Origin of the sequence: Rhodococcus sp. SJ-3 (assembly GCF_051918125.1) — a bacterium.
GTDB lineage: Bacteria > Actinomycetota > Actinomycetes > Mycobacteriales > Mycobacteriaceae > Rhodococcus.
Genome location: NZ_CM123306.1, coordinates 4,150,035 through 4,175,319, shown reverse-complemented (window position 1 = coordinate 4,175,319; position 25,285 = coordinate 4,150,035). Strand labels below are relative to the sequence as shown.

Below are 25,285 nucleotides of genomic sequence, written 5' to 3'. Positions count from 1 at the left end.
CTCCCCGCGACGCCCTGTTTGGACCCCTACCCTTCGGGTACCGCGTGGTCTGGGCAACGGACAGAATCGGGCAACCCTGGGGTACCCGTACCCCGTACGGTCCCGGCGAGCGGTGGCCCACCCGCGTCGATATGCACCTCGCAGAGGGAGTGACCGAAGACGAGGTCGATACGTGGGCGCAGACCGCGACGATCCTGCATTCGAACGGCGACGGGCTGGATCTCGCCGTCAAGGACGGCCGCATCGTCGGGGTGCGCGGCCGCGCTGTGGACAGCGTCAACCACGGCCGCGTCGACCCGAAGGATCTGTACGGATGGCAGGCGAATCACTCGCCCGACCGGCTAACGGCCCCGTTGATCAGGCGCAATGGCGAGCTGGTGGAAACCGACTGGGACACGGCGATGGAGGCCGTCGCCGGCCGTACGAAGGAGTTGCTCGCCGAACGTGGGCCGAGCTCGGTCGGTTTCTACACGACGGGACAGTTGTTTCTTGAGGAGTACTACACGCTCGCGCTGATCGGGCACGGCGGCATCGGCACCAACCACATGGACGGCAACACCCGCCTGTGCACTGCGACTGCCGCGGCTGCGCTGAAGGAGTCGTTCGGGTGCGACGGTCAGCCCGGTTCCTACACCGATATCGACCACGCGGATGTCATCGCCCTATATGGGCACAACATGGCCGAAACCCAGACGGTGCTCTGGATGCGCATCCTCGATCGGCTGGCCGGACCGAATCCGCCTGCGATCATCTGCGTCGACCCGCGGGAAACTCCGGTCGCGCGTGCCGCGACAGTACATCTGGCGCCACGCCCGGGCACCAACGTCATGTTGATGAACGGTCTGCTGCACGAGATCGTCCGCAACGACTGGATCGACCGCGACTACCTCGACCAGCACACCGTCGGCTTCGATGAGCTGAAGAAACAGCTCGAGAACTATCCGGTCGAAGAAGCCGCGCAGGTGTGCGATGTGCCGGTCGAGGATCTTCGCGCCGCTGCGCGCCTGATCGGCACGTCCGAGCGGTTGATGTCGACGGTATTGCAGGGTTTCTACCAGGCACATCAGGCAACTGCGGCGTCGGTTCAGGTCAACAACATTCACCTGCTGCGCGGAATGCTGGGGAAGCCAGGATGCGGCGTGTTGCAGATGAACGGGCAGCCCACCGCCGAGAACACCCGTGAGTGCGGTGCCGACGGGGATCTGCCCGCGTTCCGGAACTGGTCCAACGATGCGCACGTGGAAGAACTGGCGCGGGTGTGGAACATCGATCCGATGCGGATACCGCACTACACAGCGCCGACCCATCTGATGCAGATGATGCGCTACGTCGAGGACGGCTCCATCCGCTTCCTCTACGTCAACGGCACCAACCCGGCCGTCTCACTCCCGGAGCTGACCCGAATCCGGAGCCTGCTCACCCAGAATCGGTTGTTTCTGGTGGTGCAGGACATCTTCATGTCCGAGACGGCCCAACTCGCCGACGTGGTGCTCCCTGCCGCCACCTGGGGGGAGAAGACCGGCACGTTCACCAACACCGATCGCACCGTGCATCTGTCGGAAAAGGCGGTGGAGCCGCCGGGGCAGGCCCGCCCGGATCTGGAGATCTTCCTCGACTACGCCCACCGGCTGGATCTCCGCGACAAGGACGGTGAACCGCTGATCAAATGGTCCACCCCCGAAGGCGCCTTCGAAGGGTGGAAGCAGTGCTCTGCCGGACGCCCCTGCGACTACACCGGTATCACCTACGACAGGCTGCGCGGCGGCAGCGGTATCCAGTGGCCGTGCAACGACGAGCATCCCGACGGCACCGAGCGCCTCTACGCCGACGGCGCGTTCTGGAGTTCGCCCGAGTACTGCGAAAGTTACGGTCGCGACATGGTGACGGGTGCGCCGCTCGAACCGACCGAGTACAAGGCGATGAATCCGTTCGGGAAGGCGATCATCAAGGCCGGTGAGTATCTGCCGTCGCACGAACCCGTCTCCGACGAGTTCCCGTATTTCCTCACCACCGGGCGCACTCTCTATCACTTCCACACGCGCACCAAAACCGGGCGGGCGCCCCAGTTGCAGAATGCCGCTCCGGAAGTGTGGGTGGAGATGTCGGATTCGGATGCGGGCAGGCACGGCTGGTCCGAAGGAGACCTGCTGCGCATCACCACCACGCGTGGGCAGGTCGACGCGAAGCTGCGAGTCTGCAACATTCGTCCCGGGGTGTTGTTCCTCCCCTTCCACTACGGCTACTGGGACACCCCGTCCGGGCACGAGCCCCCGGATTCCGGCGGTAGAGCGGCGAACGAATTGACCGTCACCGACTGGGATCCCGCCTCGAAGCAACCGCTGTTCAAGACCGGCGCCGCCAAGGTCGCACGGATTTGCAGTGGAGACGGCTCTGCGTCCGCAGCCCCCACCACCACCGCATCGAAACCCACAACCGTCGGAGTTCCCGCCACCAGTGGCGGCGCGGACGCAGCGTCCTCGGAGACGTTCGTCGACGCGCGGGAAGGCACATCATGAACAAGGTCGGGCTGGCCATCCGGGAATTGCATCGCTCCGAAAGCGATCTCGCCGACCAGCTGATGCAGATCTCGGATCGCCACAAGGTGGACCACGAGATCTTCTACGTCGCCCGCGACATCGCCCGCTGGTCTGCGCAACACGTCGATGAGCTTGCTCGGGTCGGGAAGGATTACGATCTCGACCTCGACGCCGACGGCAAGGACGACAACTGGATCGTCGCCACCCTGCGCCAGAAAGGAAGCGAACTCATGGGGCGGCATCATGCTCCGTCGCTGTTGCTTCTGCGAGACCTACGCGAGGTCCACCGCATGGCGGCCGGTGTCTCCCTGGACTGGGAAATCCTGGCTCAGACCGCGCAGGCCATGGCCGACCGAGAACTGCTCTCTACCGCGAAGCGCTGTCATCCACAAACACTGCGGCAACTGCATTGGGCCAACGCCAAGCTCAAGGAGATCTCGGCCCAAGCTCTTGTCACCGATTGACCGCAGAACAGCAGCGGACAACGGTGCGCAACCTCGCTTCGGCAGGCTCATTTCTCCCGCATCGCAATGGTTGCGGCATCGCAATCGACTGCGGAAAGATGCAGGACATGAGCGCCACGCAGCGTCCACGATCCGGCCGAGGAAAAGATTTCCCGGCTCAGGTCGATGCCGTGCTGTGGGCGTCGCGTGCGCTGGTGGGAATCGCGGCGGCCTCGGTGGCCGAGGTGGAAGACGTGGTGTCGGTGCCGCACTTGCGGATTCTGGTGATGGTCGACACCTGGGGACCACTGAATCTGGCGGCGGTCGCGCAGGCACTGGAAGTCAATCCGTCCAATGCCAGCCGCGCAGTCGACCGGCTCATCAAGGCGGGCTTGATGGACCGGCGAGATGCACCGGAGGATCGGCGCAACTTGAACCTGACATTGACCGCCGAGGGAAAAGCATTGGTCGAGAAGGTGAGCGCGCATCGACGCGACTCGATCTCAGCGGTTCTGAGGCGCATGACCCCCGAAGACCGCGACTCCCTCACCGTCGCGCTACGCCGCTTCGCAGCCGCTGCGGGTGAACCGCTCGACGGAGACGTGCTCACCCTCCTGTGGCCGCCGAACCGCTGATCTCGCGGTTCCCCCAGCGGGTAGAGGATCACCGCCGGTTTCGTCCGGCGAACACGGCGACGGCGCCTGCCGCGGCCGCAAGACTCGCCGCGACACCGAGGGCACCGTGGTGCTGCGACGCCCACAGTTGTGCGCTGTGGTCGCGGGATCGATCATCGAAGATGCCGTGCGCACCGAAGTCGCGGCCGCCCGCGCCGTCGGCGGGCGTGAAGAGGTTCTCCGGCTGATCGGGATCGCGTGGGGTGTCGGTCTGCTGAGAGGCGTATCCCGTGCGGGCGAGATACCTGTCCAGCACACCGGGCGCAATTGCATTGGCAGCGAGGGTGCCCGCAGTGCTGGCACCCACCCAGTACTCGCGGCGGCGCGGATGATCGGCGGCGTAGAGGACTGCGCGCGCCGCGACCTCGGGCTGGAAGATGGGCGGCACGGGCTGTGCGTGGTGCGGCAACCTCGACCGCACCCAGGAGAACTGCGGGGTGTTGACCGCCGGCATCTGCACCATCGTCACCTGGACACCGCTGCGCTCGTGCAACAGTTCGCAACGCAGCGCTTCGTGAAACCCCTGGATGGCGTGTTTGGAACCGCAGTACGCGCTCTGCAGCGGGATACCGCGATAGGCCAGCGCGGAGCCCACCTGCACGATCACACCGCGATTCCGGGACTTCATCCGCCGCAGTGCCGACAGGGTGGCGTAGACGTAGCCGAGGTAACTCACCTCGGTGACGCGCCGGAATTCGGCGGGGCTGATTTCGCTGACGGGAGCGAAAACGGAGGTGAAAGCCACGTTCACCCAGATGTCGATGGGTCCCAGCGTCTGCTCGGCTTCTGCGGCAGCGGCCTCCACCTGGTCGGGGTCGGCGACGTCGGTGGGGATCGCGAGAGCGCGGCCTCCGGCTGCCTCGACGTCGTCGACCGCGCCCGCAAGCCCCGTCTCTCCGCGGGCGAGCAGCGCCACCTTGGCCCGGCGAGCGCCGTAAGCGCGGGCGACGGCGCGGCCGATCCCGCCCGACGCGCCGGTGACCACGACAACCTGTTCCGAATGCGGTGCATTCATCTCGGCCTCCTTGTCACGAGCGAAGTTGGGACTGTGAGTTGCTTTGGCGTAGAACGTGAGCGATCACGCTATGGCGAGGCGGTGGGCCGATTCGAGCAAGAGTGCATGAACGAACGCTTGCGGTAGATTGCCGCGCAACTGCCGTTCGACGATGTCGAACTCTTCGGTGAACAGGGCCGGCGAACCGCACGCGGCGCGGTTGCGTTCGAACCAGCGCGCTGCCGCGACATGGTGGCCCTGCTGATGTTCGGCCAGCGCCATGACGAAACCGCACAGCAGGAACGCGCCCTCGGCGTCGGCGAGAGGCTGGCCCCGATGCTGGAACCGGTATACGTATCCTTCGCGGCCGAGATCGGCGCGCACGGCATCCAGCGTGAACCGTGTGCGGGGGTCGTCGGCCGCAACACCACCGCGGATCGCAGGCAGAAGCAGCGCCGCGTCCACGCGGTCGTCGCCGGGAGCGCGCTGCCAGCGCCCGCTCGGGTGCAGCGACCGGGCATCGGTGTCGGCGACGAGAGCGTCGGCGAGGGCACCCCAGCGAACAGAGTGCGCGGCCGGAGCGACCGCACTGATGGCGCGCAGACCGGCGGCGCAGGTCAAACGCGAGTGCGCCCACTCGGCGTTGTCGAGCTCCCAGATACCGGCGTCGGGTTCGTTCCAGCGTTGTTCGATGGTTTCGGTCGCGATCTCGACGGCCTTCCAGTGCTCACTGCCGAGGTGGCCGATACGGTCGGCGGCGGCGAAGAGAAGCAGAGCTTCGCCGAACGAGTCGAGTTGGAATTGCTCGTTGACCCAGTTCCCCAGGCGTGCGTCTGCGCCGGGATATCCGGGAAGGTCGAGGGTGGATTCGTCGGGCACTCGCCCTCCACCGACGGTATAGGCGGGTTTCAGTTGCGGACCGTCGTCGAGTAGGCGTTCGGCGATGAAGGCGACGGAGGCGTCCAGAAGCGAGTCGGCGCCCCCTGCGGCAGCCGCATGACCCGCGTAGCACTGGTCGCGGATCCAGCAGTAGCGGTAGTCGTAGTTGCGGCCCTGTTCGGCACGCTCGGGTAGGGCGGTGGTCGCGGCGGCAACCATCCCGCCCGAGCTGCTGGTCATCCCCGTCAGGACCGCGCAGGCGTGGCGGGCGTCGCGGTCGGCGAGCGTCCCGTCCATGTGCGGAACACGTCGGTGCCATTCGTGTTCGGTCTGCCGCCACAGCTGGTCCGGGTCCAGGAGGTGTTCGGGTAACGGCCGGTCGCTGAGTTCGAGGACGAGGTCGTGGTGCTCGCCTTCCCGGAGCTCGAGCGCTGTCTCCAGTTGCCCGTTCCGAAGATGGGCGCCGCGGCCTCCGGTCCACCGCAGGTGGAGCGGTCCGGTGCGCAGCATCCTGACGTCTTCGCGGTGCGCGACCTGATGCATCGGGTGGGCACCGAAGTCTGCGTCGGCAGACAACGAGACCTGAACCCGCGCCTCGCCGTCCACCGCCAGGATCCGGCGAAGCACCACTGCCGTGTGCGGGTCGCCCGGAAACGCGAGTGCTTCACGGCACTCGATGATGCCGGTGGTGGTGACCCACCGGCTGCGCCAGATCAACGTCCCTTCCTCGTAATGCCCGCCCCAGGTGAAGCGCGTGGTCGCGGGGCACACGAGATATCCACCGGGTCCGCCGAGCAGTGAACTGAACACCGCGCCCGAATCCCACCGCGGTGCGCACATCCACGCGAAGTCTCCGCGCGGGCCGATCAGGGCGCCCCGCTCCCCGTCTGCGATCAGGGCGTACTCGCGAAGCACGTGTGGTGGCCAGGAGGCGCCGAAGCCGGACTCGTGGGGCGCCATGAATTTCGCCTCCCTCGGACGAGGTGGTCAATCTTAGGCCCGTATTCGCAATGATTGCGGGGTCGCAACTACATGGGTGGTGGGCAGTGTTCCCGCACGAAGATGGTTCAAACATCGAGATTCGAAATGAGAATTCACGGTTGAATGGCGCGGGGATGGGCATTCGGGCAAAGACGGACAGTCACCGAATCGACGCCGCAGGGACCTTGCGCTACCGCAACGTTTGCGCGTAATGATGGAAGAAAGACGTCTCGCCCCTGCTGCGCGTCGAACACGCACCCTGCTCCGTCACGTCGATGGCATCGTCCGGTGATCGGACAATGCCCGTGAGCCGAGGGAAGGACACAATCCGATGGCCAGTCAGAACGTTGCCGACTACCTGTTGGAACGGTTACGCGCCTGGGAAGTCGAACACGTCTTCGGCTACGCAGGAGACGGCATCAACGGAATCATGGCCGCCTGGGGCCGAGCCGATAATCAACCGCGGTTCATCCAGTCACGGCACGAGGAGATGAGCGCGTTCGAGGCAGTGGGCTACGCGAAGTTCACCGGCCGCGTCGGAGTGTGCATCGCTACCTCCGGCCCCGGCGCGATCCATCTCCTCAACGGCCTCTACGACGCCAAACTCGACCACGTCCCGGTCGTCGCGATCGTGGGGCAGACGAACCGCACCGCGATGGGCGGCTCCTACCAGCAAGAAGTCGATCTGCTCAGCCTCTACAAGGACGTGGCCAGCGACTACGTGCAGATGGTGACCGTGCCCGAGCAACTGCCGAACGTTCTCGACCGGGCGATTCGAGTGGCACTGAGCCAGCGGGCGCCGACCGCGCTGATCATCCCCGCCGATGTCCAGGAACTGGAGTACGCCGCCCCCACCCACGAGTTCAAGATGGTGCCGTCGAGCATCGGTATCGACTGGCCGACCACCACACCCGACGATGCCGCGGTCGCACGGGCCGCCGAGGTCCTCAATGCCGGGAAGAAGGTGGCCCTGCTGGTGGGGCAGGGAGCGCGCGGCGCCGACGAGGAGATCGCTCAGGTCGCGGATCTCCTCGGGGCGGGTGCCGCGAAGGCACTTCTCGGCAAGGACGTGCTCTCGGACGAATTGCCCTGGGTCACCGGTTCGATCGGCCTGCTCGGCACGCGGCCGAGCTACGAGCTGATGATGGGCTGCGACACTCTCCTCACGATCGGCTCGTCGTTCCCGTACACGCAGTTCCTGCCCGAGTACGACCAGGCCCGTGGCGTGCAGATCGACATCGACGGCCGGTTCATCGGCATGCGCTACCCCAATGAGGTCAACCTGGTCGCCGACGCGAAAAGCGCGCTTCGAGCGTTGATTCCGTTGTTGGAACGCAAGACGGACCGTGCGTGGCAGGAGGAGATCGAATCGAACGTGTCGCGGTGGTGGGAGACGATGGCGAAGGAGGCGGAAGTCGCCGCCGATCCCGTCAACCCACTGCGTTTGTTCGCTGAGCTCTCACCCCGGTTGCCCGAGAACGTCATCGTCACCGCCGACTCCGGGTCGGCCGCCAATTGGTATGCCCGTCAACTGAAGTTCCGGCCGGGCATGCGCGGTTCCCTCTCGGGAACGTTGGCCACGATGGGACCGGGTGTGCCGTACGGGATCGGCGCGAAATTCGCTCATCCTTCGCGTCCGGTGATCGTGTTCGCCGGAGACGGGGCCATGCAGATGAACGGGCTCGCCGAGCTGATCACCGTCAAACGGTACTGGCAGGAGTGGGACGACCCGCGGCTGATCATCGCGATTCTGCACAACAACGATCTCAACCAAGTGACCTGGGAGATGCGGGCGATGTCGGGGGCTCCGAAATTCGTGGAATCCCAGATGCTTCCGGATGTCGACTATGCCGGGTTCGCCGCAAGCCTCGGACTGCACGCCGAGACCATCACCGATCCAGGTCAGCTTGCCGGCGCGTGGGACAAGGCATTGTCTGCCGATCGTCCGACCGTCCTCGATGTTCACACCGATCCGAACATGCCGCCCATCCCGCCGCACGCGACCTGGGAGCAGTTCAAGTCCGTCGCTACGGCGGTTCTCTCGGGTGACGAGGACAGCTGGGGATTCACCATGGCGGGTATCAAGACCAAGGCACAGGAGTTCCTGCCGCACAGAAACGGCTGACCGGATGCTCGACGCACCGATACGGGAGGTATCCACCGCCGCCTACACCATCCCCACCGATCTGCCCGAGGCCGACGGCACCCTCGATTGGGATTCGACGACCCTCGTCCTCGTTCAGATCCGCGCAGCCGACCGGGTGGGTACCGGCTGGACCTACGCGCCTGCGGCCTCCGCCGCTGTCGTCGAGTCCGTCCTCGCCGACCGGGTAAGTGGACGCAGCGCGCTGGATATCGCCGGCACCTACGATCGCATGGGCAAGTCGGTCCGCAACGCCGGACGGCCGGGCATCGCTGCGTGCGCGATCTCCGCGGTCGACGTGGCGTTGTGGGATCTGAAAGCACGCATCCTCGACCTGCCGCTGCACCGACTCCTCGGCGCCGTGCACGAGCAGGTGCCGGTCTACGGCTCAGGCGGATTCACCACCTACGACGCCGATCAGCTCACCGCACAACTCGAACACTGGGTGCACGAGCAGTCGATTCCGCGGGTGAAGATCAAGATCGGAGAGTCCTTCGGCGCCGACGAGCACCGCGATCTCGCGCGGATCGAGCAGGCCCGCACCGTGATCGGCGACCACACCGAGCTCTACGTCGACGCCAACGGCGGTTATCAACGCAAGCAGGCCATCCGGATCATCGACCGGGCAGAGCGGTTCGACGTCCGATGGTTCGAAGAACCCGTCTCCTCCGACGACCTCGACGGCCTGCGGCAGGTCCGTGACGCCGTGCGCCCGGACGTCACTGCCGGTGAATACGGCTATGCCCTGCACTATTTCGAGCGCATGTGCTCGGCAGGCGCAGTCGACTGCCTTCAGGCCGACGTCTCCCGCTGCGGCGGTATCACCGCCTTCACCCACGTGGCCGCCGTCGCTGCCGCGCACAATCTCCAGCTGTCCGGACACTGCGCACCCCACCTGCACGCCCATGTCGCGGCAGCGACCGCCAACGTGCGTCACCTGGAATGGTTCCACGACCACGTCCGGATCGAAGGGATGTGCTTCGACGGCACCCTCGACGCCACCGGCGGATCCGTCCGCCCCGACCCCGACGCACCCGGCCACGGCTTGACCTTCCGCCACGCCGACGTCGAACGCTTTCGCGTGCAGTGAGCAGCCAGGAGGAAACGTCGTGACCGAGTCATCCACTGCTGGAACACGCTCTGCGATGTTGTTCGAGACACTCGCCCACTCGCTGCGCGACCGCGTCGACGGAGAAGTCCGGTTCGACGCCGGTTCACGCGCCGCCTACTCCACCGACGCTTCCAACTACCGGCAGATCCCCATCGGTGTCGTCGTACCCAGAACCCCGGAGGCAGCGATCGAGGCGGTGGCGGTGTGCCACGAGAACGACGTGCCCGTCCTCTCCCGCGGCGGCGGCACCAGCCTCGCCGGGCAATGCTGCAACGCGGCGGTGGTGCTGGACTGGAGCAAGTACTGCACCCGGGTCGAAAGCCTCGATGCCGACGCGGGCACGGTGATCGTGCAGCCCGGCGTCGCGCTCGATCAGCTCAACGATCAGCTCGAATCGACGGGCTGGATGGTGGGACCGAAGCCGTCGACACACGTCAGCTGCACGATCGGCGGGATGATCGGCAACAACTCGTGCGGCTCCACCGCACAGGCCTACGGAAAGATGGCCGACTGCGTCCGCCGGCTCGAAGTGCTCACCTACGACGGGCACCGCATGTGGGTACAGGACACCACCGACGACGAATTCGAGCAGATCACCGCCGCTGGTGGGTGGCGTGCCGACATCTACCGGGCACTGCGGCAATTGCGGGACGACTATACCGACGAGATCCGCGACCACTACCCGAACATTCCGCGGCGAGTGTCCGGGTACAATCTCGACGAGCTGCTGCCGGAGAACGACTTCAACATCGCCCGGCTGCTCGTCGGTTCGGAAAGCACACTGGTGACAGTGCTGCGTGCGGAAGTGTCGCTGGTGCGCGTCCCGGCGGCAAAGTCGTTGGCCCTGCTCGGATTCGACGACATCTGTGCTGCCGCCGACGCCGTCCCCCAGGCGTTGGAACACAAACCCGCCGCATTGGAAGGCATCGACCACCGGCTGGTGCAGCTCGAACACAGTCAGCATCTCGCCGCCGCAGCACTGAAGGAACTACCCGACGGCACCGCATGGCTGATGGTGCAGTTCAACGGAGACACCGAAGAAGAGGCCGACCGTAAAGCAGCCGCGATGATCGACGACCTCCACGCGCTGACACCGCACGCGCGGATCCTCGACGACCCCGATCACGAGAAGCAGGTGTGGGCCGCCCGGGAGGCCGGTCTCGGAGCAACCGCCTATCCGCCCAACGACCCCGAAACCCATGAGGGCTGGGAAGACGCCGCCGTCCCCCCGTCTCGTCTCGGCGACTATCTACGGGACTTCCGCAGGTTGCTGGACAAGTACGACTACGGGACAGCGTCGCTGTACGGGCACTTCGGACACGGCTGCGTCCACACCCGCATCCCCTTCGACCTACGCACCGCCGAGGGGATCGCCCGCTATCGCTCGTTCGCGCAGGAAGCCGCTCGTCTGGTCGTGTCGTACGGCGGGTCGCTGTCCGGTGAGCACGGCGACGGACAGTCCAAGGCCGAGTTGTTGCCGATCATGTTCGGCGAGAAGATCATCACCGCGTTCGAGGCACTCAAGGCGATCTTCGACCCGGCGGATCGGATGAATCCGGGGAAGATCGTCCATCCGTACCGCCTGGACCAGAATCTGCGCCAGGGAACCCACTATCTTCCGATCGAGCCGGCCGTCCACTTCGCCTATGCAGACGACGACCATCGGTTCAGCCGGGCTGCGGCCCGCTGCGTCGGGGTCGGCAAATGCCGCGGCCACGAATCGGGTGTGATGTGCCCGTCCTACCGCGCCACCGGTGAGGAGGAACATTCGACCCGTGGCCGCGCTCGCCTGTTGTTCGAGATGCTCGAGGGCGATGTCATCACCGACGGCTGGAAATCCACCGCTGTGCGCGACGCCCTCGATCTGTGCCTGGCCTGCAAAGGGTGCCGATCCGATTGCCCGGTGAACGTCGACATGGCCACGTACAAGGCCGAATTCCTCTCGCACCACTACCGTCACCGGCTCCGGCCGCCGTCGCATTACTCGATGGGCTGGCTCCCGCTCTGGGCACGTATGGCTTCCACCGCCCCCACCGTGATCAACGCCCTCACCCACACGCCCGGCCTGTCGGGCATGATCAAGACGGCCGGGGGTGTCGACCGGCGGCGGCCTTTCCCGCGCTTCGCCGAGCAACGATTCACCGACGGGTGGCGACGGCAACCTCCCCACCGTCAGCAGGCCGCGCATCGCGGCACCGTGCTGCTCTGGCCCGACACCTTCACCAACAACTTCGAACCCGGCATCGCGTGCGACGCCGTCGCCGTCCTCGAAGCAGCCGGATTCACCGTGCAAGTCCCGGACGGCACGCTGTGCTGCGGACTCACCTGGATCTCCACCGGCCAGCTGAACGTCGCCCGGCGCGTACTACGCCGCACCCTGCACGCCCTGCAACCCGCTCTGCGTGCAGGCACCCCGATCGTGGTCCTCGAACCGAGCTGCGCTGCGGTCTTCCGCGCGGATCTTCCCGAGCTCATGCACGGCAACGAAGATGCACACCGCCTCGCCGGCCAGACCTACACCCTCGGAGAGCTATTGCAGAAGGAGGCACCCGACTGGCATCCCCAGCACGAGGGCACCGTGAACGCCATCGTTCAGCCGCACTGCCACCACCACGCCGTCCTGCAGTACAAGGCAGATCACGAAGTACTCGACAAGGCGGGGGTGGATGCGAACGTCCTCGACGCAGGCTGTTGCGGGCTGGCCGGGAACTTCGGGTTCGAGCGCGGGCACTACGACGTCTCCGTCGCGTGCGCTGAAGACAAACTGCTGCCCGCCCTCCGGGAGAAAGCCGACGACACGGTCGTGCTGGCCGACGGATTCAGCTGCCGCACACAGATTCGCGACCTCGAACCCGGGGCGAGGTCGCTGCATGCGGCTCAGATTCTGGCCACCCAGGTCCGTGGCAACACCACCGACCACTGAGACGACGTTCCCCCAACCGCCTGCGAAGACCGCGGCGGTCCGTGTAAGCAGGCTGAAGAGGACGTACACGGGCAGAGGAGGTACCGATGCTTCGGTTCTTGTCGGTGGGGGCACTCGCCGCGGCGGTGATCGTCACCGGACTCGCCGCGGTTGTCGGAGGGTGGGCATGGATTCTGGTACTGGTCCTGCTTGCCTGCCTGCTCCTCGTCGGCGTCCACGACCTGGTGCAACGCCGACACTCGGTGCTACGTAACTACCCCATCCTCGGCCACCTCCGGTATCTGCTGGAAAGCCTGCGTCCGGAATTGCAGCAGTACTTCATCGAGCGCAATTTCGACGGGCGGCCGTACGACCGCGACGTGCGCACCATCATCTACGAACGTGCCAAGGGCATCCACGGTGAACTGTCCTTCGGTACCGAACGCGACATCGAGGAAGTCGGCTACGAGTATCTGGTCCATTCCACCGCTCCCGTCCCCGAGCCGGACGAGCCGCCACGGGTGATGATCGGTGGGCCCGAGTGCTCACAGCCGTATTCGATGTCGTTGCTCAATGTGTCGTCGATGAGCTTCGGTGCTCTCTCCGGTAATGCGCTGCGGGCGCTCAACAAGGGAGCGGCCATGGGCGGGTTCGCTCACGACACCGGCGAGGGCGGGCTCACCCCGTACCATCTCGAAGGCGGAGGCGACTTGGTGTGGGAGGTCGGATCGGGCTACTTCGGTACCCGGACGAAGGAGGGCCGGTTCGATCCCGACCAGTTCGCCGATCAGGCAGCCCACCACCAGGTCAAGGCCATCTCACTCAAGCTCAGCCAGGGTGCCAAACCGGGGGTCGGGGGTGTCCTGCCTGCCGCGAAGGTGAGCGATGAAATCGCCCGGTATCGCGGCGTGCCTGCTCACGAGAAATGCGTCAGCCCCGCGGCGCATTCCGCGTTCCATACTCCCCGTGAACTGATTCAGTTCATCTCGACGATGCGTGAACTGTCCGGCGGGAAGCCGATCGGGTTCAAACTGTGCGTCGGGTCGCGGGTTGAGGTCCTCGCGCTGTGCAAGGCGATGCTCGATCAAGGCACCGCGCCCGATTTCATCATCGTCGACGGAGCCGAAGGCGGCACCGCGGCAGCACCTTTGGAATACGAGGATCACGTCGGGCTTCCGTTGACCAGCGGATTGATCACCGTCCACAATGCGCTCGTCGGAACCGGTCTGCGCGATAAGGTCAAAATCGGCGCCAGCGGTAAGGTCGCGCTCGGAAACGACATCGTCAAACGCCTCATCCAGGGAGCCGACTACACCAACGCCGCCCGCGCAATGATGATGGCGGTGGGCTGCATCCAGGCCCAGCGGTGCCATACCAATACCTGCCCGGTCGGGGTCACGACGCAGGATCCCAAACGTGCTCGCGCCCTCGACGTCGAAGACAAGAGTGTGCGCGCGTATCGCTATCAGGACGCCACCGTACGCCAGGCCGTGCAGATCATGGCCTCGCTGGGTGTATCCGATCCCAGTGGATTGACACCGCATATGCTCCACAAGAAGCTGGGTCCCACGGAGATCCGGTCGTACGCCGATCTCTACGAGTGGTTGGCGCCGGGCGAGCTCCTGGCCGACCCTCCGCAGGAGTGGGCAGGCGACTGGGCGGCAGCGAATCCCGATACGTTCCGCCCCGTCATGCGCCGATGAGTCAGGTCGTGTCGTGGACGCACGACAGCAAAGGATCTCAGAACGGTCCTCGCAGCCTGGGTGTCGCCCGCGCCGCGTCCGCCACCCGCCGCTCGTACCACCCCTCGACAAATGCCGCATATGCTTCACGGGCCAGGTCGACGGTGCGGTCGCGGAACTCCATGAGTTCGGCACTCACCGCCGCCTGAACCCCGCGGAGGTCTCGCGGCCCGAGATTCCATGGCTCCGGCAGGATCTCCGCGGCGACCTCGTCGAGAATCCCGCGCCGATCAGCACCGTCGCCGACTACGAAATGTGCTAGCACACCGACACTTTCCGACACCAGCACCACGTCAGGAGAGTGCGGCGAACTCAACACCGCGTATGCGATCAGCCAACTCTCGTCCAGCGCACCGGACTGCGCGAGTTCGACGATCGAGTCGACGACGAATCTCGCGTTGACTTCGACCGCATCGGCCAGCGCCGCAACATGCCTCGCCGGAAGTGTGGGGAGCACTGCGCAACGCGCTTTCGCAGCCACGATGCACACCGCCAGACCCGCTAGCACGTCATCCGGCAGATCTGCTTCGTAGTGTCGGGCATAGTCGGTGATCGTCGGCAGACCGTATCGGCCGAGATCCGCATCCAGTTCCTGCTCGGTGATCCCGTCCCAGCTGTTTCTCAACCGAATCAACGCCCATGCCCCGGCAAGTGCGTCGTGATGTGGATCTTCCTGCCAGGGAGCGACAACGGCGTGATCCAGCAGGTTCAGGATATGCCGGGCAAGCAATTCGACGTCGGCACACCAGGGTTCGCACACCACCGCATCCTGGAGGAAACGCGGCGCAACCACACTCGGATATGCCTGGACCATCCGACGCCACTGGGCTGCAGTCCACCGCTGTGCGGCGACGACATCATCCAACCCAGGAATCACGCCCGAGCCTTCGCTGAGTTCGTAGAAGGCGCGCCACAGAGCGACGACTGCCAGCTCACTTCGGACCCGCGCACCTTCTCCCCGCTCGGCGAGGGCGAAGACACCTTCGGCGATGATCACGCTCAGCGTGGTGTTCACCAAGGACGGGTCTGAAGCGAAGTCGTCGAAGGTCGGCACGTCGGCCACGTTGCTGGCGATGAAGGCCAAGACGGACGGTTCGAGCCGGGATCCGAGCGGGCGGCCGACGAAGTCGAAGTGGCCGATCACGGCTGGCTGCAGATAGTCCATGCACGTCGATCGTCCGACCGGGCCTACCTCCGCGACGAGCTGCGGACCCCGAGCGTCGTCACACAGCACCGGGACCACCGCCAGTTCGAGGATCTCGCGGACGAGCTCGTCGCCGAGATCGCTCATGAGATCGGCACGGACGATCGCATCGATCGCCTGGAGCGCCGAGACCGCCACCTCTTCGATCTCGTAAGCCGTATACAGCCGGCTGCGCAGAGAGCGGAGAAGACGATCGGCTTCCGTCACCAGTTCAGGTGTCCGATCGCAGTATTCGAGTAGTGCACGATGTGCTGGGTCCGCGTTCCGGAACCACGCGCGATCGTAGAACACCCGGAACGCGAATACTCGAGCTGCAAGGGTGCACACCACGGGCGCCAACCGGCCGGCTGCGTGCCACGCACTGAAGACGCGGGCAGCCTGCGATGCCGTATCCCCGAAACTGCTGTCCACCACGTCCACGATCAACGACGCGAACTCCGACTCCATCACCGTGTCGGGGCTTTGTTCCAGCAGGACGGTCGTCGCCTCGGCCAACGAGTCGTGCAGGTCGCTGTCCGCCACCACCGCCATCGCCAACGGCCACATCGGGGACAGGTGCTCGTCGCCCGCTTTCCTCGCGATCTCGTCCTGATGCTCGAGCGTACGGGCGGCAACCGATTCGTCGACGAGGACGATCTGCGCCAACCGTGACCAGGGAGTTACCGGCACCATGTCGCCGTTGTCGACGCAATGTGGTTCTCCATCGAGTGCGCCGAGGATCGGCGATTCGTTCTCACCGAACACCACGCACCCCGGTGTGTCACCCGGAAGATCTTCGAGGGGTACCGCCACCAGATGCGCGCCGCGCGCAACGGTGTCGTCGACTGTGTGCAACCTGTCGAAGGTCGACCATCCGAAGCGCCTGCTCGTTCCCGGCGACATGAAGTGGGAAACTGCGGCGATCCATCCCGCTGCACTGTCCGAATCCGCGCAGCCGAGGACAACGGGTGACCCGCCGCGGAAGGCCTGCGCAACCGCGTCGAGCAGGACGCTGAAGATACCGATGCGCGACGTATCCGGGTCGAGGAGAAAGTCCACCGCTGCGGCACGTGACGCGACACCACTGGGACTGGGTTCCGGGGACGAGAGGATTGCGGCAGCGACGTCGCTGGGCCCGTACGGCGTGAGCCACTCGGCCGAGTACCATCGTTCGATCGGCCGCAGGGTTCCTGCCTCATCGGTGCGCCGGTCGAGAAGTGCGTGAGCGAAAACGTTCTCGATCCGACCGGAAGCGTCCATACCGGCCTGAACCGTGTGCCAATACAGGCCTGAGTTTGCTGGCCCGGGTGCGTACACCAGCCGGCGGGGACGATTCTCCACTTCCTCGGCTGTGACGAATCGGGGAAACGGCCGGACCGATTCGAACTGCGTCACGACGCCCGCGAGTAACCGTTCCTCTTCTTCCGCATCGACATCGCCGGTCGTCTGCTTGATCTGCCAATCATCGCCGCCGGCGTTGCCGGGGCGACCGAAGAACGTGTAGGTGAGTTGACCGAATCTGGGGCGCTCGGCAACGGTGGTCACGTCACTCCGTCCCCTCGCCGATCCGAACCCCGTCGAGCATCAACCGCAAGCGGATTGTGGGTCACAATGGACGACACCAGCATGACGTGCGCCGATTCTCGGACGGAACCGGGCAGGCCGAGAGTGTGTGCTTCCAAGTGCGCCCGATCGAGACCTTCCCAGGTGCGGTTTCGGTGGGATCCATGACAACCAATAGTAGTCAGCGCGAATGCGCACCACAGCCGGACCGGTCAGTCACTCCCTTCCACTTCCACCCCGTATCGCACCGCGAGCGCTGCAAGATCGTCGTCGTATCCCTGCCCCACAGCCCTCAACCGCCATTTTCCGGACCGCCGGTAGATCTCGGCCAGCACCATCGTGCGCTCGGTTGTACCTGCGTCGAGGACCGCGGTGGCGGCGGTGCCCGATTCGCTGTCCACGCTGATGGAAATCGCGCCGAGGTCGCCGAACGTGCGGTCCCCGTCGATCGCCGCCGCAATCGCGATGCGCTCGCACTCAGCCGGAATGGATGCCAGGTCGACGCGGACGGACTGCTCACTGCTGCCGTCGATGGTCAGCTCGACAACACCATCGTCGTATGCAGGGTTGTTGTAGAAGACGAAATCGACGTCGGTGTCGACTCTTTCATTACCGTCGAGTAGGAATGCGACGACATCGACGTCGAACTCGTCTCCGGTCGCTTCGGCCTTCCACGCGACATTGACCGACCACCGCGTGGTCTTTGCGGGTAGATCGATCACTTCCCCCTGCGAGAGCACCGGCGCGCTCAGGCGGGATTCGGTGCGCATGTGCGCGGGGACAACACCCTTCTCTATCGCGGCATTCACGTCGTCCGGGGTCAGCACCGGTAGTCGACGGCCTCTGACGCGCGACAATCGCTTGTCGGCATCGGCGCCTTCCAGAAGCAGGGCGTCGGTGACTGCCGCCGTGAAGTTGAGGGAAGGCCGGGCACCGAGCTGCGCTATGCGCGAGCGCATCAGGACCGCTTCGAGGTGCGTGCCGCCCAGCAGGAGGACACGACGCCCCGACCACAACTTGGGCTTCATTCCCTGGAGCGCCCAGTTCTGCGGCTCCGGCGTAGGTGCTGCCGTCACCGGGGTTTCCTGCTGCGGAACGACATCGATCACTGTTGCCGCTTTGGACTCCCCCGGAGCCACCCGCACCAGGAGTGCTTCGAGCTGCTGTTCGGTGATCACGGGGATGCCCTCGGCCATGGCTTTGCGCACCTTGGCAGTCTGCACACCTGGGTCGTTGCAGACGACAACGCTGGTCTGGCGACTTGCGCTGTTGAGTACGTCGAGTCCGGCGTCCGTCATGCGCCGGGCCAAGGTCAGTCGCGGCGTAGTGGTGGCACCACTGATCACGACCTTCATGCCCTGTACCAGCCCCGCCTCGGTGAGACGGCCGGGATTCTTCCACTGGCACGGCACCCGCTGCACCGAGTCTGGGTACACGGACTTCCGGCTGAGGCAGTTCACCACGGGCAAGGGCAGCTGCAGGCTTTCTGCCATGGTGGCACTGCGCACGAACACCTCGGAGAGCACGCGTGCGTCGTCGTACGCGTCGTGTGCTTTCAACTGCTGAACCTGCCAGTGCTGGGCGAGGGTGGACAGCTGGTAGTTGGGTACATCGAGTTCCAGGCGCCGCGACAACGCCAGAGTGCAGAGCCTCTGCTGGGCGGGGATGGGCCTGCCTGCACGCCGGAACTCGGCGTCGAGGAACCCGTAGTCGAATGACGCGTTGTGTGCAACGAGGGTTCCGCCGTCGAGGATGTCGGCAAGCTCGCCGGCGATATCCGTGAATCGGGGTGCGTCGGCGAGGCGATCGCGTGTGAGGTTGTGGATATGCACGGGCCCTGGATCGCAGTCGGCATTGACGAGCGTGGAGAATTCGCGTTCGATGGAGCCGTCTTCACGCAACACCAACGCAGCGACACTGAGCACGCGGTGCGCATTCGGACGCAGCCCTGAAGTCTCGACGTCGACCACCACCCAGCGGTGGCCTCCGGGCAGTGCCCTTGGCCCGCTCGTGTGCACGCGTGTATCGATCACGCCAACCTCCCGCTGTACCGCCGACCAGGACAACCCCGACATTCTTACCGCACGTCACCGACATGTCGGTATGCAGGTCCGAACCGAATCGAGGTGTGTAACACCGCTGCCAGCACTGCCGATAACCAGGGTCTTCCACAGCCACACGCCGGAATGGCAGTCGCTCACCGTCGACAACCGGTCGGTGACAAAGATGGTCGAGTGCGCAGTTGTTGTCGCGAATGTCGAGTACAGCCGACAACAACTGCACACCCGATGATGCTTCTCACTTCCCGACCCCTCGACGTCCACCTGAACCGCTGACACACCCGCGCCGTCGTCAACCGATGTCGCGCTGACGACGTCATCCGAGTCCCGTGAGACGCAGAATTTCACCCATCGTTTTAACCCCCCTCCGCCACCGAGAGGATCTATCCGCCGACAAAGAGTGATAGACATTTGGAAGACGTTCGAGGAGGAATTTCCAACCGATATGGGACGAAAGTCCCAAGCCAACCGTTTCCCTATCACATACGGAAATGCCATCGACGAAATAACGCGCCGGACCTCGTCGATATGCAGCAGTTGCGGAAATCGACCTGCCCTGGAAAGGCTGATAAATGTGCACTCGAGTCGTCTGGAACGAACCCTCAGGTAGCGTGCTCGTCGGCCGCAATATGGACTATCACCGCGATACCGGAACGAATCTGTGGTCGTTGCCGCGGGGCATCGAACGCAGCGACGGGGTCGGTGGAAACCTGACCTGGACCGCGAAGTACGGCAGTGTCGTGGCAGGAGCCTACGACATGATGACCGTCGACGGAATGAATGAGGCAGGATTGGCAGGACACATCCTGTGGCTCACCGAATCCACCTACGGCACATACGACAAGAGCAAACCCGCGCTCAGCATGGCCGTCTGGATGCAGTACTTCCTCGACAACTTCGCGACCGTCGACGAAGCCGTGGCGTGGATCGATCGCACGGGCGTGCAAGTAGTGCCCCTGGGTGATCCCGCCACCGGTGAGGTCCCTGCCGTGCACTTGGCGCTGGACGACGCAACCGGAGACTCTGCGGTCATCGAATACCTCGACGGCAAGGCCATCGTCTGGCACAGCCGCGACCACGTCGTCATGACCAACTCCCCCACCTACGACAAACAGATCGAGCTACTGAAGCAGATCGAGGGCTTCGGGGGCGACAAGCCGATCCCCGGCACCGACTCTGCATCAGACAGGTTCGCCCGCGCTGCACATTACGTCGGTCGCCTGCCGGAGCCGGGGAACCCTGTCGATGCCGTCGCCGGAATGTTCAGCGTCATCCGCAACACCGCGCAACCCTTCCGAACTCCAGCTCCTGGCAAACCGTATGCCTCGCAGACGATATGGCAAATCGTTGCCGATCTGACCAACAAGCGGTACGTGTTCGAGTCGACCACCCGACCCAACATCGTGTGGGTCGACCTCGACGATCTGAACTTCGACGAAGGCGCACCAGCTCGGAAGCTGGACCTGCTCGGCGACACAGCGCTCGAGGGTGGTCTCGTCGGCGAGGTGTCGAACCGCTTCGAGGAAAGCAGCCCGCTGCAATTCCTCACGCTTCCGTCGTGAGCGGTCAGGTTGAAACCGGCGCCGCCAGATTGCGCCTGACCTGGTGACGGGTACCCATCCGCGCGCATCCCCGCCATCCGCGCGTGGGATTGCTGCCGCGAACAGCTGAGATCGTCGCGGGAATCATGCCGCGGCCCGCTGTGCTACCGTCGACCCGATTTACCAGCGGATCGGGGGGTCGCGTGAGCGGGTGGGGACGTGCAGCACTGGCTGCTGCAGTGGTCGCGGGTGTATCGGCTTGCGGACCGGCGCCGGCAACAGAGGTCGACAACAGCACCACCGCGGCAGCAACCTCGACAACCCGCGCACCACGCATCACCGACGACTCGGGCCGCCCCGACGTGACCTTCGACCCCTGCCTCGACCTACCCGACGACGTCATGACCGAAGCGGGATACGACGCGGCACACAAAGAGTTCGCGGACATGCCCATGGGGTGGTACACGTTCCTGGGATGTGAATACACCAAGACTGACCGTGTCCCCGGTGTCAGGCGCGGCTACGGACTCAATGTCCTCTCCGGAAACGTCACTCTCGACGAAGAACTCGACAAGAACGGTCATATCGCGACGACGACACAAATCAACGGTCGTCCCGCGCTACGCGAGCTCGGCCCCACTGGAGATGACGAATGCACGTACGCGCTACAGACGAGCTTCGGGTTGGTCTTCTTCAATCGGCTCTACAACAAGGACCACACGGGGCCAGTACCCGAAAGCGAATGGTGCGCAGGGATGGAGGCCTTCCTCGTCACGGTCGAGCCTTATATCACCGACTGAATTCGATATACCGGTCCGCAACGTCCAGGAGACTCATGTCCGAATTCGTACGACTCGAACCGCAGGTCATCGACGAGATCGTGGCAATCTGCGAGGTGGTACTGGACGAGCTCGACAACGCTCGCAAGATCGCCGGCAGATTGGGCACAGCAGAAGGCTTCGGCGATTTCGAATCCGCCAAACAACTCGCCGCCGGCTACGCACGCAAAGGCGCAGGCACACCCGAGTCTGCCCGCGAACGCGTCGACCAGTTCATCGCAGCCTTCACCCACCTCCGCGACGCCTTCGCCACCGGCGGCGAAGCTTTCCTCGAAGCCGAGTTCGACTGGGTACGGCAGCTTCAGTCGATCGACGTCGACACGTAACCGGCCCACCCTTCCCGCGCGAACGCCGGTTTCCCACAGCAGCAATTGCTGCTGTGGGAAACCGACACCCTCGCGGGAATCATGTTGTGCTGATAACTATCCGGAAGGTCAGGTGTTGCGACCACCGTTCACGCCGATGATCTGACCGGTGATGTATCCCGCCTCCTCCGAACAGAGGAAGGAGCACGCCGCTGCGATGTCTTCGGGCTTGCCGGGTCGCCGGACGGGGGTTCGATCGGCGTGTTCGTCGACGCTGCCGCCGAGCAGGCCGTCGCGTTCCGAGCCTCGCAGCATCGGGGTGTCCACGAATCCGGGTGGGATGGTGTTGACGGTGATGCCCTCCGGGCCGAGTTCCAAAGCCAGCGACTTCGTGAACCCGACGAGCCCGGCCTTCGACGCCACATAATGCGTCATGAACTGCTGGCCGCCCTGGGCGCTGGAGGACGAGATGTTGACGATCCTCCCCCACCCCGCCTTCGCCATGTCGGGCACCACGGCCTGGCACGCGTAGAACGGGCCGGACAGGTTGGTCGCGAGGGTGCGTTCCCACACCTCGTCGGTGATGTGGCCGAACTTCTTGAAGCCGGTGATGCCCGCGTTGTTGACGAGAACGGACGGTGGGCCGAACGTCTCCCGAACAGCCTCGACCGCAGCATTCACCTGCGAGCGAACCGACACATCTACATCACCGAACGCTGCTGCAGTGTGGCCCTTCTCGAGGATCTCCTCCACAACCGTCTTTGCCGATGCGGCATTCAGATCGAGGACAGCCACCGAAAAGCCATCCGCGGCGAGCCGGTGGGAGATGGCTCGGCCGATTCCCGAGCCACCGCCCGTCACGAGTGCAACCTCGGTGGTCATTGCACAACCTCCTCACCGACAAGTGATGTACGGAGCATCAGCCGCGCCGACTGCTCGCCGTACGGGCACGCGCGATGCAGCATGCCCGTGTTGTCCCAGATGACGACATCGCCCACCCGCCACTTGTGCCGGAGAGTGAAGCGATCCTGCGTCGACCACTCCAATAGCCGCGTCAACAGGTCTTTGCTTTCGTCCTCCGATCTGCCGACGACCCGCTCGGCGGTGGACCCGAGCACCATTGATTTCTTCCCGGACCCTCGAGTCCAGACCAGCGGATGCTCGCGCGAGGGATTGCGGTCCCACGCCGCGCGTTCCTTCGGATCGGGATCGGGGTACACGAGCAGCTGAGATGCCGCGAAGCTGTGCACGACGCGCACACCCTCGAGCTTCGCCTTGTCGTCGCTCGGCAGTTCCTCGTATGCGGCGTAGGTGTTTGCGAATTCGGTGTCGCCGGTGTCGTCGTCGGACACCTGCCGTGCCATCAGAACCGTCGCTTTGTCAGGAATCTCGGCGGTGGTGCCGTCGATGTGCCAGAAGAACGTGCCTTCCCGGTAGGCGGCGAGTTTGCTCTTCGACGCGTCGCGGGTGACCTTCTGGATCTCCGGATGCTCCGAGTCGCCGCCCATCGGGAGCTCCGCCACCTTCCCGAGCAGCCGGCTGAACGCGACGAGGTCGTCATCACTCAGATTCGCCTCACGGAACACCACTACACCGCGTCGGTTCAGTGCATCCAATGCGACGTCGGCGACACCTTGATCCACGAGTTGGGCTCCGGACAAGCCGCTGATCTCGACACCCGTTGTGGGTCCGATATCGGTGACGGTGTAGGCCATGGCGTCAGACCTCGGGTTCGACGACGGTGTCGAAGAACGCAGCACCGGAATCGGGGATCTTCGGCTGACGGAAAACGTTGACCGGGTACGAGACCATGACCAGCGAATACATCAGGTGCAACAGTGTGGTCTCGGCCTCGGGCAGATCCTCGAGGTCGAACCCGTTGAGGTAGTCGATCGCCTCTTCTGCCCGCGGCGCGATCGCGTCGTAGAAGGCGTCGAGTTGATCGATCGTCCGGGCCATACGGGTGTCGTAGCGCTCCGCGCGGGTAGCCAGCGCCCACTCGTCGACAAAGGGTTCGAGGTCCCGGAATGCTTCCGGCAGAGTCGAAGTCGTCATGGGATCCGTCCTTACTTGGAGCTGAGGTTCTGGTGGGTGGTGACCGTGTCCCGGACCACCTTGTGGAAGTTGCGGATCATCAGTTCCTGATCCGACAGGTGGAACTCCCGGTTGGCCCCCGTCGCCAGGGCCGAATGTGTCGCTTCGACGGTGTTCGAGTCCTGCATCGCGAACTCGATTGTCGTCTGCGCGGTCATCTCCTGTGCGAGACGCTCGGCAGCATTGCGCGGCGGCGGGAAGTAGATGTCGAGCTCGTAGCTGTGCTCGTCGACCGCTTCGGGCCAGTACTGGTAGGTGATGTAGAAGTTGCGGGCCCAGATCTGCACCGAGAAGTTCGGGAACAGCCAGTAGGCGTCGTTACCCCAGGACTTGATGTTGCCCGGGTTGAGCACGTCGGGCAACGGGCCGATGTCCTGCACGTCGTCGGGCCCGAACAGGCCGGCGCGCAGCAACTTGTAGATCCAACGCTGATTGCGCTGGGCAGGGCCGAGTTCACCGGGCTTGCGCGGCGGCAGCTGCGGCGGTCCGGGCACCGAATTGAGCATGTGTGAGGTGAACAGGTCGTAGTAGTAGGAGTCCGGCGGCGGCACCAGCTTCTCGGCCTTCGACACGTCACGATCGATGAACCGGCCGTGCACGTACGGCGGGTGGTACCACTCGAGGATGGTGTCGATCGAGAGCTTCCAGTTGCCCTTGACCCTGGTCTTGTAGCCGTAGTGCTCCGTCATCTTCTCGAACGGGTAACTCTCGACCGCGGTGAATTTCTCCCCGAGGAACGAACGCAACGGCTGAGCGTGCTCGTCGAAGTTGACGAAGATGAAGCCGGCCCACGTGTCGCAGTGCAGCTCCGGCATGCCGAGGCTGCCCTTGTCGAGGTCGAAGAACTGTTCCTCGTTGGTGACGTGGTCGACCTTGCCGTCGAGTCCGTAGCGCCAGCCGTGATACTTGCAGGTGAATGCCTTGCAGGAGCCCTTGGTCTCCTCGGCGGGATGCTCCTGCCAGACCACTTTGTTGCCGCGGTGGGCACACACGTTGTGCAACGCCTTGACGGTGCCGTCGGCCTGCTTGACGACAACGATCGAACCGAGACCGACGAGTTCACGGGTGAAATAGCTGCCCACGCGCGGCAACTGGTCGACGCGCCCGACCTTGAGCCACGACCGCTTGAACACCGCTTCGCGCTCGGCGAGGAAGAACTCTTCGGAGACAGCGTCGTCGTAGCTGACAGGCCCTGTTCCCAGTTCCGGATATCTCGGGGTGAACTTCCCCTGCCCGGTGGCCAACTTCTCTTGGATTGCCATGGTGTGGCGCCTTTCTTCTTACAGGTTGAGTG

General features: G+C 64.7%; 18 protein-coding genes. 10 read left to right on the top strand and 8 right to left on the bottom strand.

The window, feature by feature from the left end:
- Window positions 1-131 precede the first annotated feature (131 nt).
- From ACTDXD_RS19450 to ACTDXD_RS19440, 3 genes are all read left to right on the top strand, one after another.
- Window positions 132-2,516: a molybdopterin oxidoreductase family protein gene (locus ACTDXD_RS19450; protein ID WP_440127710.1), complete on the top strand. Its 2,385-nt coding sequence runs from the start codon at window positions 132-134 to the stop codon at window positions 2,514-2,516.
- On the top strand, window positions 2,513-3,001 hold the full coding sequence (locus ACTDXD_RS19445; protein WP_440123907.1) for a hypothetical protein: 489 nt from the start codon (window positions 2,513-2,515) through the stop codon (window positions 2,999-3,001). Before ACTDXD_RS19450 ends, ACTDXD_RS19445 begins: the two co-directional genes overlap by 4 nt.
- A 107-nt stretch (window positions 3,002-3,108) precedes the next feature.
- A complete protein-coding gene (locus tag ACTDXD_RS19440; RefSeq protein WP_440123906.1) occupies window positions 3,109-3,615 on the top strand; it encodes a MarR family transcriptional regulator in 507 nt (168 codons plus the stop codon).
- 28 nt (window positions 3,616-3,643) lie between these two features.
- Here ACTDXD_RS19440 and ACTDXD_RS19435 read toward each other — a convergent pair whose 3' ends face one another.
- A complete protein-coding gene (locus ACTDXD_RS19435) occupies window positions 3,644-4,669 on the bottom strand; it encodes an SDR family oxidoreductase (protein WP_440123905.1) in 1,026 nt (341 codons plus the stop codon).
- 63 nt (window positions 4,670-4,732) lie between these two features.
- A complete protein-coding gene (locus ACTDXD_RS19430; RefSeq protein WP_440123904.1) occupies window positions 4,733-6,487 on the bottom strand; it encodes a glycoside hydrolase family 15 protein in 1,755 nt (584 codons plus the stop codon).
- 352 nt (window positions 6,488-6,839) lie between these two features.
- On the opposite strand from ACTDXD_RS19430, the gene ACTDXD_RS19425 reads away from it, so the two are divergent.
- From ACTDXD_RS19425 to ACTDXD_RS19410, 4 genes are all read left to right on the top strand, one after another.
- Complete coding sequence (locus tag ACTDXD_RS19425) at window positions 6,840-8,633, top strand: thiamine pyrophosphate-requiring protein (protein ID WP_169689676.1); 1,794 nt, start codon at window positions 6,840-6,842, stop codon at window positions 8,631-8,633.
- A 4-nt stretch (window positions 8,634-8,637) separates the two neighbouring features.
- Complete coding sequence (locus tag ACTDXD_RS19420; protein WP_440123903.1) at window positions 8,638-9,741, top strand: enolase C-terminal domain-like protein; 1,104 nt, start codon at window positions 8,638-8,640, stop codon at window positions 9,739-9,741.
- 55 nt (window positions 9,742-9,796) lie between these two features.
- Window positions 9,797-12,685, top strand: a complete 2,889-nt coding sequence (locus ACTDXD_RS19415; RefSeq protein ID WP_440127709.1) for an FAD-binding and (Fe-S)-binding domain-containing protein — start codon at window positions 9,797-9,799, stop codon at window positions 12,683-12,685.
- A gap of 86 nt (window positions 12,686-12,771) precedes the next feature.
- Window positions 12,772-14,367: an FMN-binding glutamate synthase family protein gene (locus tag ACTDXD_RS19410; RefSeq protein WP_440123902.1), complete on the top strand. Its 1,596-nt coding sequence runs from the start codon at window positions 12,772-12,774 to the stop codon at window positions 14,365-14,367.
- Between the two features lie 37 nt (window positions 14,368-14,404).
- On the opposite strand, the gene ACTDXD_RS19405 is transcribed toward ACTDXD_RS19410, so the two are convergent.
- A complete protein-coding gene (locus tag ACTDXD_RS19405; protein WP_440123901.1) occupies window positions 14,405-17,134 on the bottom strand; it encodes a GAP1-N2 domain-containing protein in 2,730 nt (909 codons plus the stop codon).
- A gap of 230 nt (window positions 17,135-17,364) precedes the next feature.
- Window positions 17,365-19,185 carry a TerD family protein gene (locus tag ACTDXD_RS19400; RefSeq protein WP_440123900.1) on the bottom strand — a complete coding sequence of 607 codons (1,821 nt, stop codon included), beginning with the start codon at window positions 19,183-19,185 and terminating at the stop codon, window positions 17,365-17,367.
- A gap of 599 nt (window positions 19,186-19,784) precedes the next feature.
- On the opposite strand from ACTDXD_RS19400, the gene ACTDXD_RS19395 reads away from it, so the two are divergent.
- The 3 genes from ACTDXD_RS19395 (at window position 19,785) to ACTDXD_RS19385 (ending at window position 21,918) form a co-directional block, all read left to right on the top strand.
- The gene (locus tag ACTDXD_RS19395; protein WP_440123899.1) at window positions 19,785-20,774 is read left to right on the top strand and encodes a linear amide C-N hydrolase; all 990 of its coding nucleotides are present in this window, start codon (window positions 19,785-19,787) and stop codon (window positions 20,772-20,774) included.
- Between the two features lie 182 nt (window positions 20,775-20,956).
- Window positions 20,957-21,553 (top strand): DUF3558 domain-containing protein, encoded by a 597-nt coding sequence (locus ACTDXD_RS19390; protein ID WP_440123898.1) that lies wholly within the window; start codon window positions 20,957-20,959, stop codon window positions 21,551-21,553.
- Between the two features lie 35 nt (window positions 21,554-21,588).
- Window positions 21,589-21,918: a hypothetical protein gene (locus ACTDXD_RS19385; RefSeq protein WP_440123897.1), complete on the top strand. Its 330-nt coding sequence runs from the start codon at window positions 21,589-21,591 to the stop codon at window positions 21,916-21,918.
- Between the two features lie 108 nt (window positions 21,919-22,026).
- On the opposite strand, the gene ACTDXD_RS19380 is transcribed toward ACTDXD_RS19385, so the two are convergent.
- Genes ACTDXD_RS19380 through ACTDXD_RS19365 form a run of 4 tightly spaced genes read right to left on the bottom strand, consistent with a single transcriptional unit; the run spans window position 22,027 to window position 25,253 of the window.
- Window positions 22,027-22,779 (bottom strand): SDR family NAD(P)-dependent oxidoreductase, encoded by a 753-nt coding sequence (locus tag ACTDXD_RS19380; protein WP_440123896.1) that lies wholly within the window; start codon window positions 22,777-22,779, stop codon window positions 22,027-22,029.
- Complete coding sequence (locus ACTDXD_RS19375) at window positions 22,776-23,612, bottom strand: TauD/TfdA dioxygenase family protein (protein WP_440123895.1); 837 nt, start codon at window positions 23,610-23,612, stop codon at window positions 22,776-22,778. The genes ACTDXD_RS19380 and ACTDXD_RS19375 overlap by 4 nt, the downstream gene beginning before the upstream one ends.
- A 4-nt stretch (window positions 23,613-23,616) precedes the next feature.
- Window positions 23,617-23,952 (bottom strand): hypothetical protein, encoded by a 336-nt coding sequence (locus ACTDXD_RS19370; protein ID WP_440123894.1) that lies wholly within the window; start codon window positions 23,950-23,952, stop codon window positions 23,617-23,619.
- A gap of 11 nt (window positions 23,953-23,963) precedes the next feature.
- On the bottom strand, window positions 23,964-25,253 hold the full coding sequence (locus ACTDXD_RS19365; protein ID WP_440123893.1) for an aromatic ring-hydroxylating oxygenase subunit alpha: 1,290 nt from the start codon (window positions 25,251-25,253) through the stop codon (window positions 23,964-23,966).
- Window positions 25,254-25,285 lie beyond the last annotated feature (32 nt).

Excerpts from the sequence above, each read along its gene's own strand:
- ACTDXD_RS19385 (WP_440123897.1), top strand. The coding sequence starts at position 21,589 with ATGTCCGAATTCGTACGACTCGAACCGCAGGTCATCGACGAGATCGTG.
- ACTDXD_RS19415 (WP_440127709.1), top strand. The coding sequence starts at position 9,797 with ATGTTGTTCGAGACACTCGCCCACTCGCTGCGCGACCGCGTCGACGGA.
- ACTDXD_RS19440 (WP_440123906.1), top strand. The coding sequence starts at position 3,109 with ATGAGCGCCACGCAGCGTCCACGATCCGGCCGAGGAAAAGATTTCCCG.
- ACTDXD_RS19375 (WP_440123895.1), bottom strand. The coding sequence starts at position 23,612 with ATGGCCTACACCGTCACCGATATCGGACCCACAACGGGTGTCGAGATC.
- ACTDXD_RS19395 (WP_440123899.1), top strand. The coding sequence starts at position 19,785 with ATGTGCACTCGAGTCGTCTGGAACGAACCCTCAGGTAGCGTGCTCGTC.
- ACTDXD_RS19445 (WP_440123907.1), top strand. The coding sequence starts at position 2,513 with ATGAACAAGGTCGGGCTGGCCATCCGGGAATTGCATCGCTCCGAAAGC.
- ACTDXD_RS19425 (WP_169689676.1), top strand. The coding sequence starts at position 6,840 with ATGGCCAGTCAGAACGTTGCCGACTACCTGTTGGAACGGTTACGCGCC.
- ACTDXD_RS19450 (WP_440127710.1), top strand. The coding sequence starts at position 132 with ATGCACCTCGCAGAGGGAGTGACCGAAGACGAGGTCGATACGTGGGCG.
- ACTDXD_RS19365 (WP_440123893.1), bottom strand. The coding sequence starts at position 25,253 with ATGGCAATCCAAGAGAAGTTGGCCACCGGGCAGGGGAAGTTCACCCCG.
- ACTDXD_RS19420 (WP_440123903.1), top strand. The coding sequence starts at position 8,638 with ATGCTCGACGCACCGATACGGGAGGTATCCACCGCCGCCTACACCATC.
- ACTDXD_RS19430 (WP_440123904.1), bottom strand. The coding sequence starts at position 6,487 with ATGGCGCCCCACGAGTCCGGCTTCGGCGCCTCCTGGCCACCACACGTG.
- ACTDXD_RS19370 (WP_440123894.1), bottom strand. The coding sequence starts at position 23,952 with ATGACGACTTCGACTCTGCCGGAAGCATTCCGGGACCTCGAACCCTTT.
- ACTDXD_RS19435 (WP_440123905.1), bottom strand. The coding sequence starts at position 4,669 with ATGAATGCACCGCATTCGGAACAGGTTGTCGTGGTCACCGGCGCGTCG.
- ACTDXD_RS19380 (WP_440123896.1), bottom strand. The coding sequence starts at position 22,779 with ATGACCACCGAGGTTGCACTCGTGACGGGCGGTGGCTCGGGAATCGGC.
- ACTDXD_RS19410 (WP_440123902.1), top strand. The coding sequence starts at position 12,772 with ATGCTTCGGTTCTTGTCGGTGGGGGCACTCGCCGCGGCGGTGATCGTC.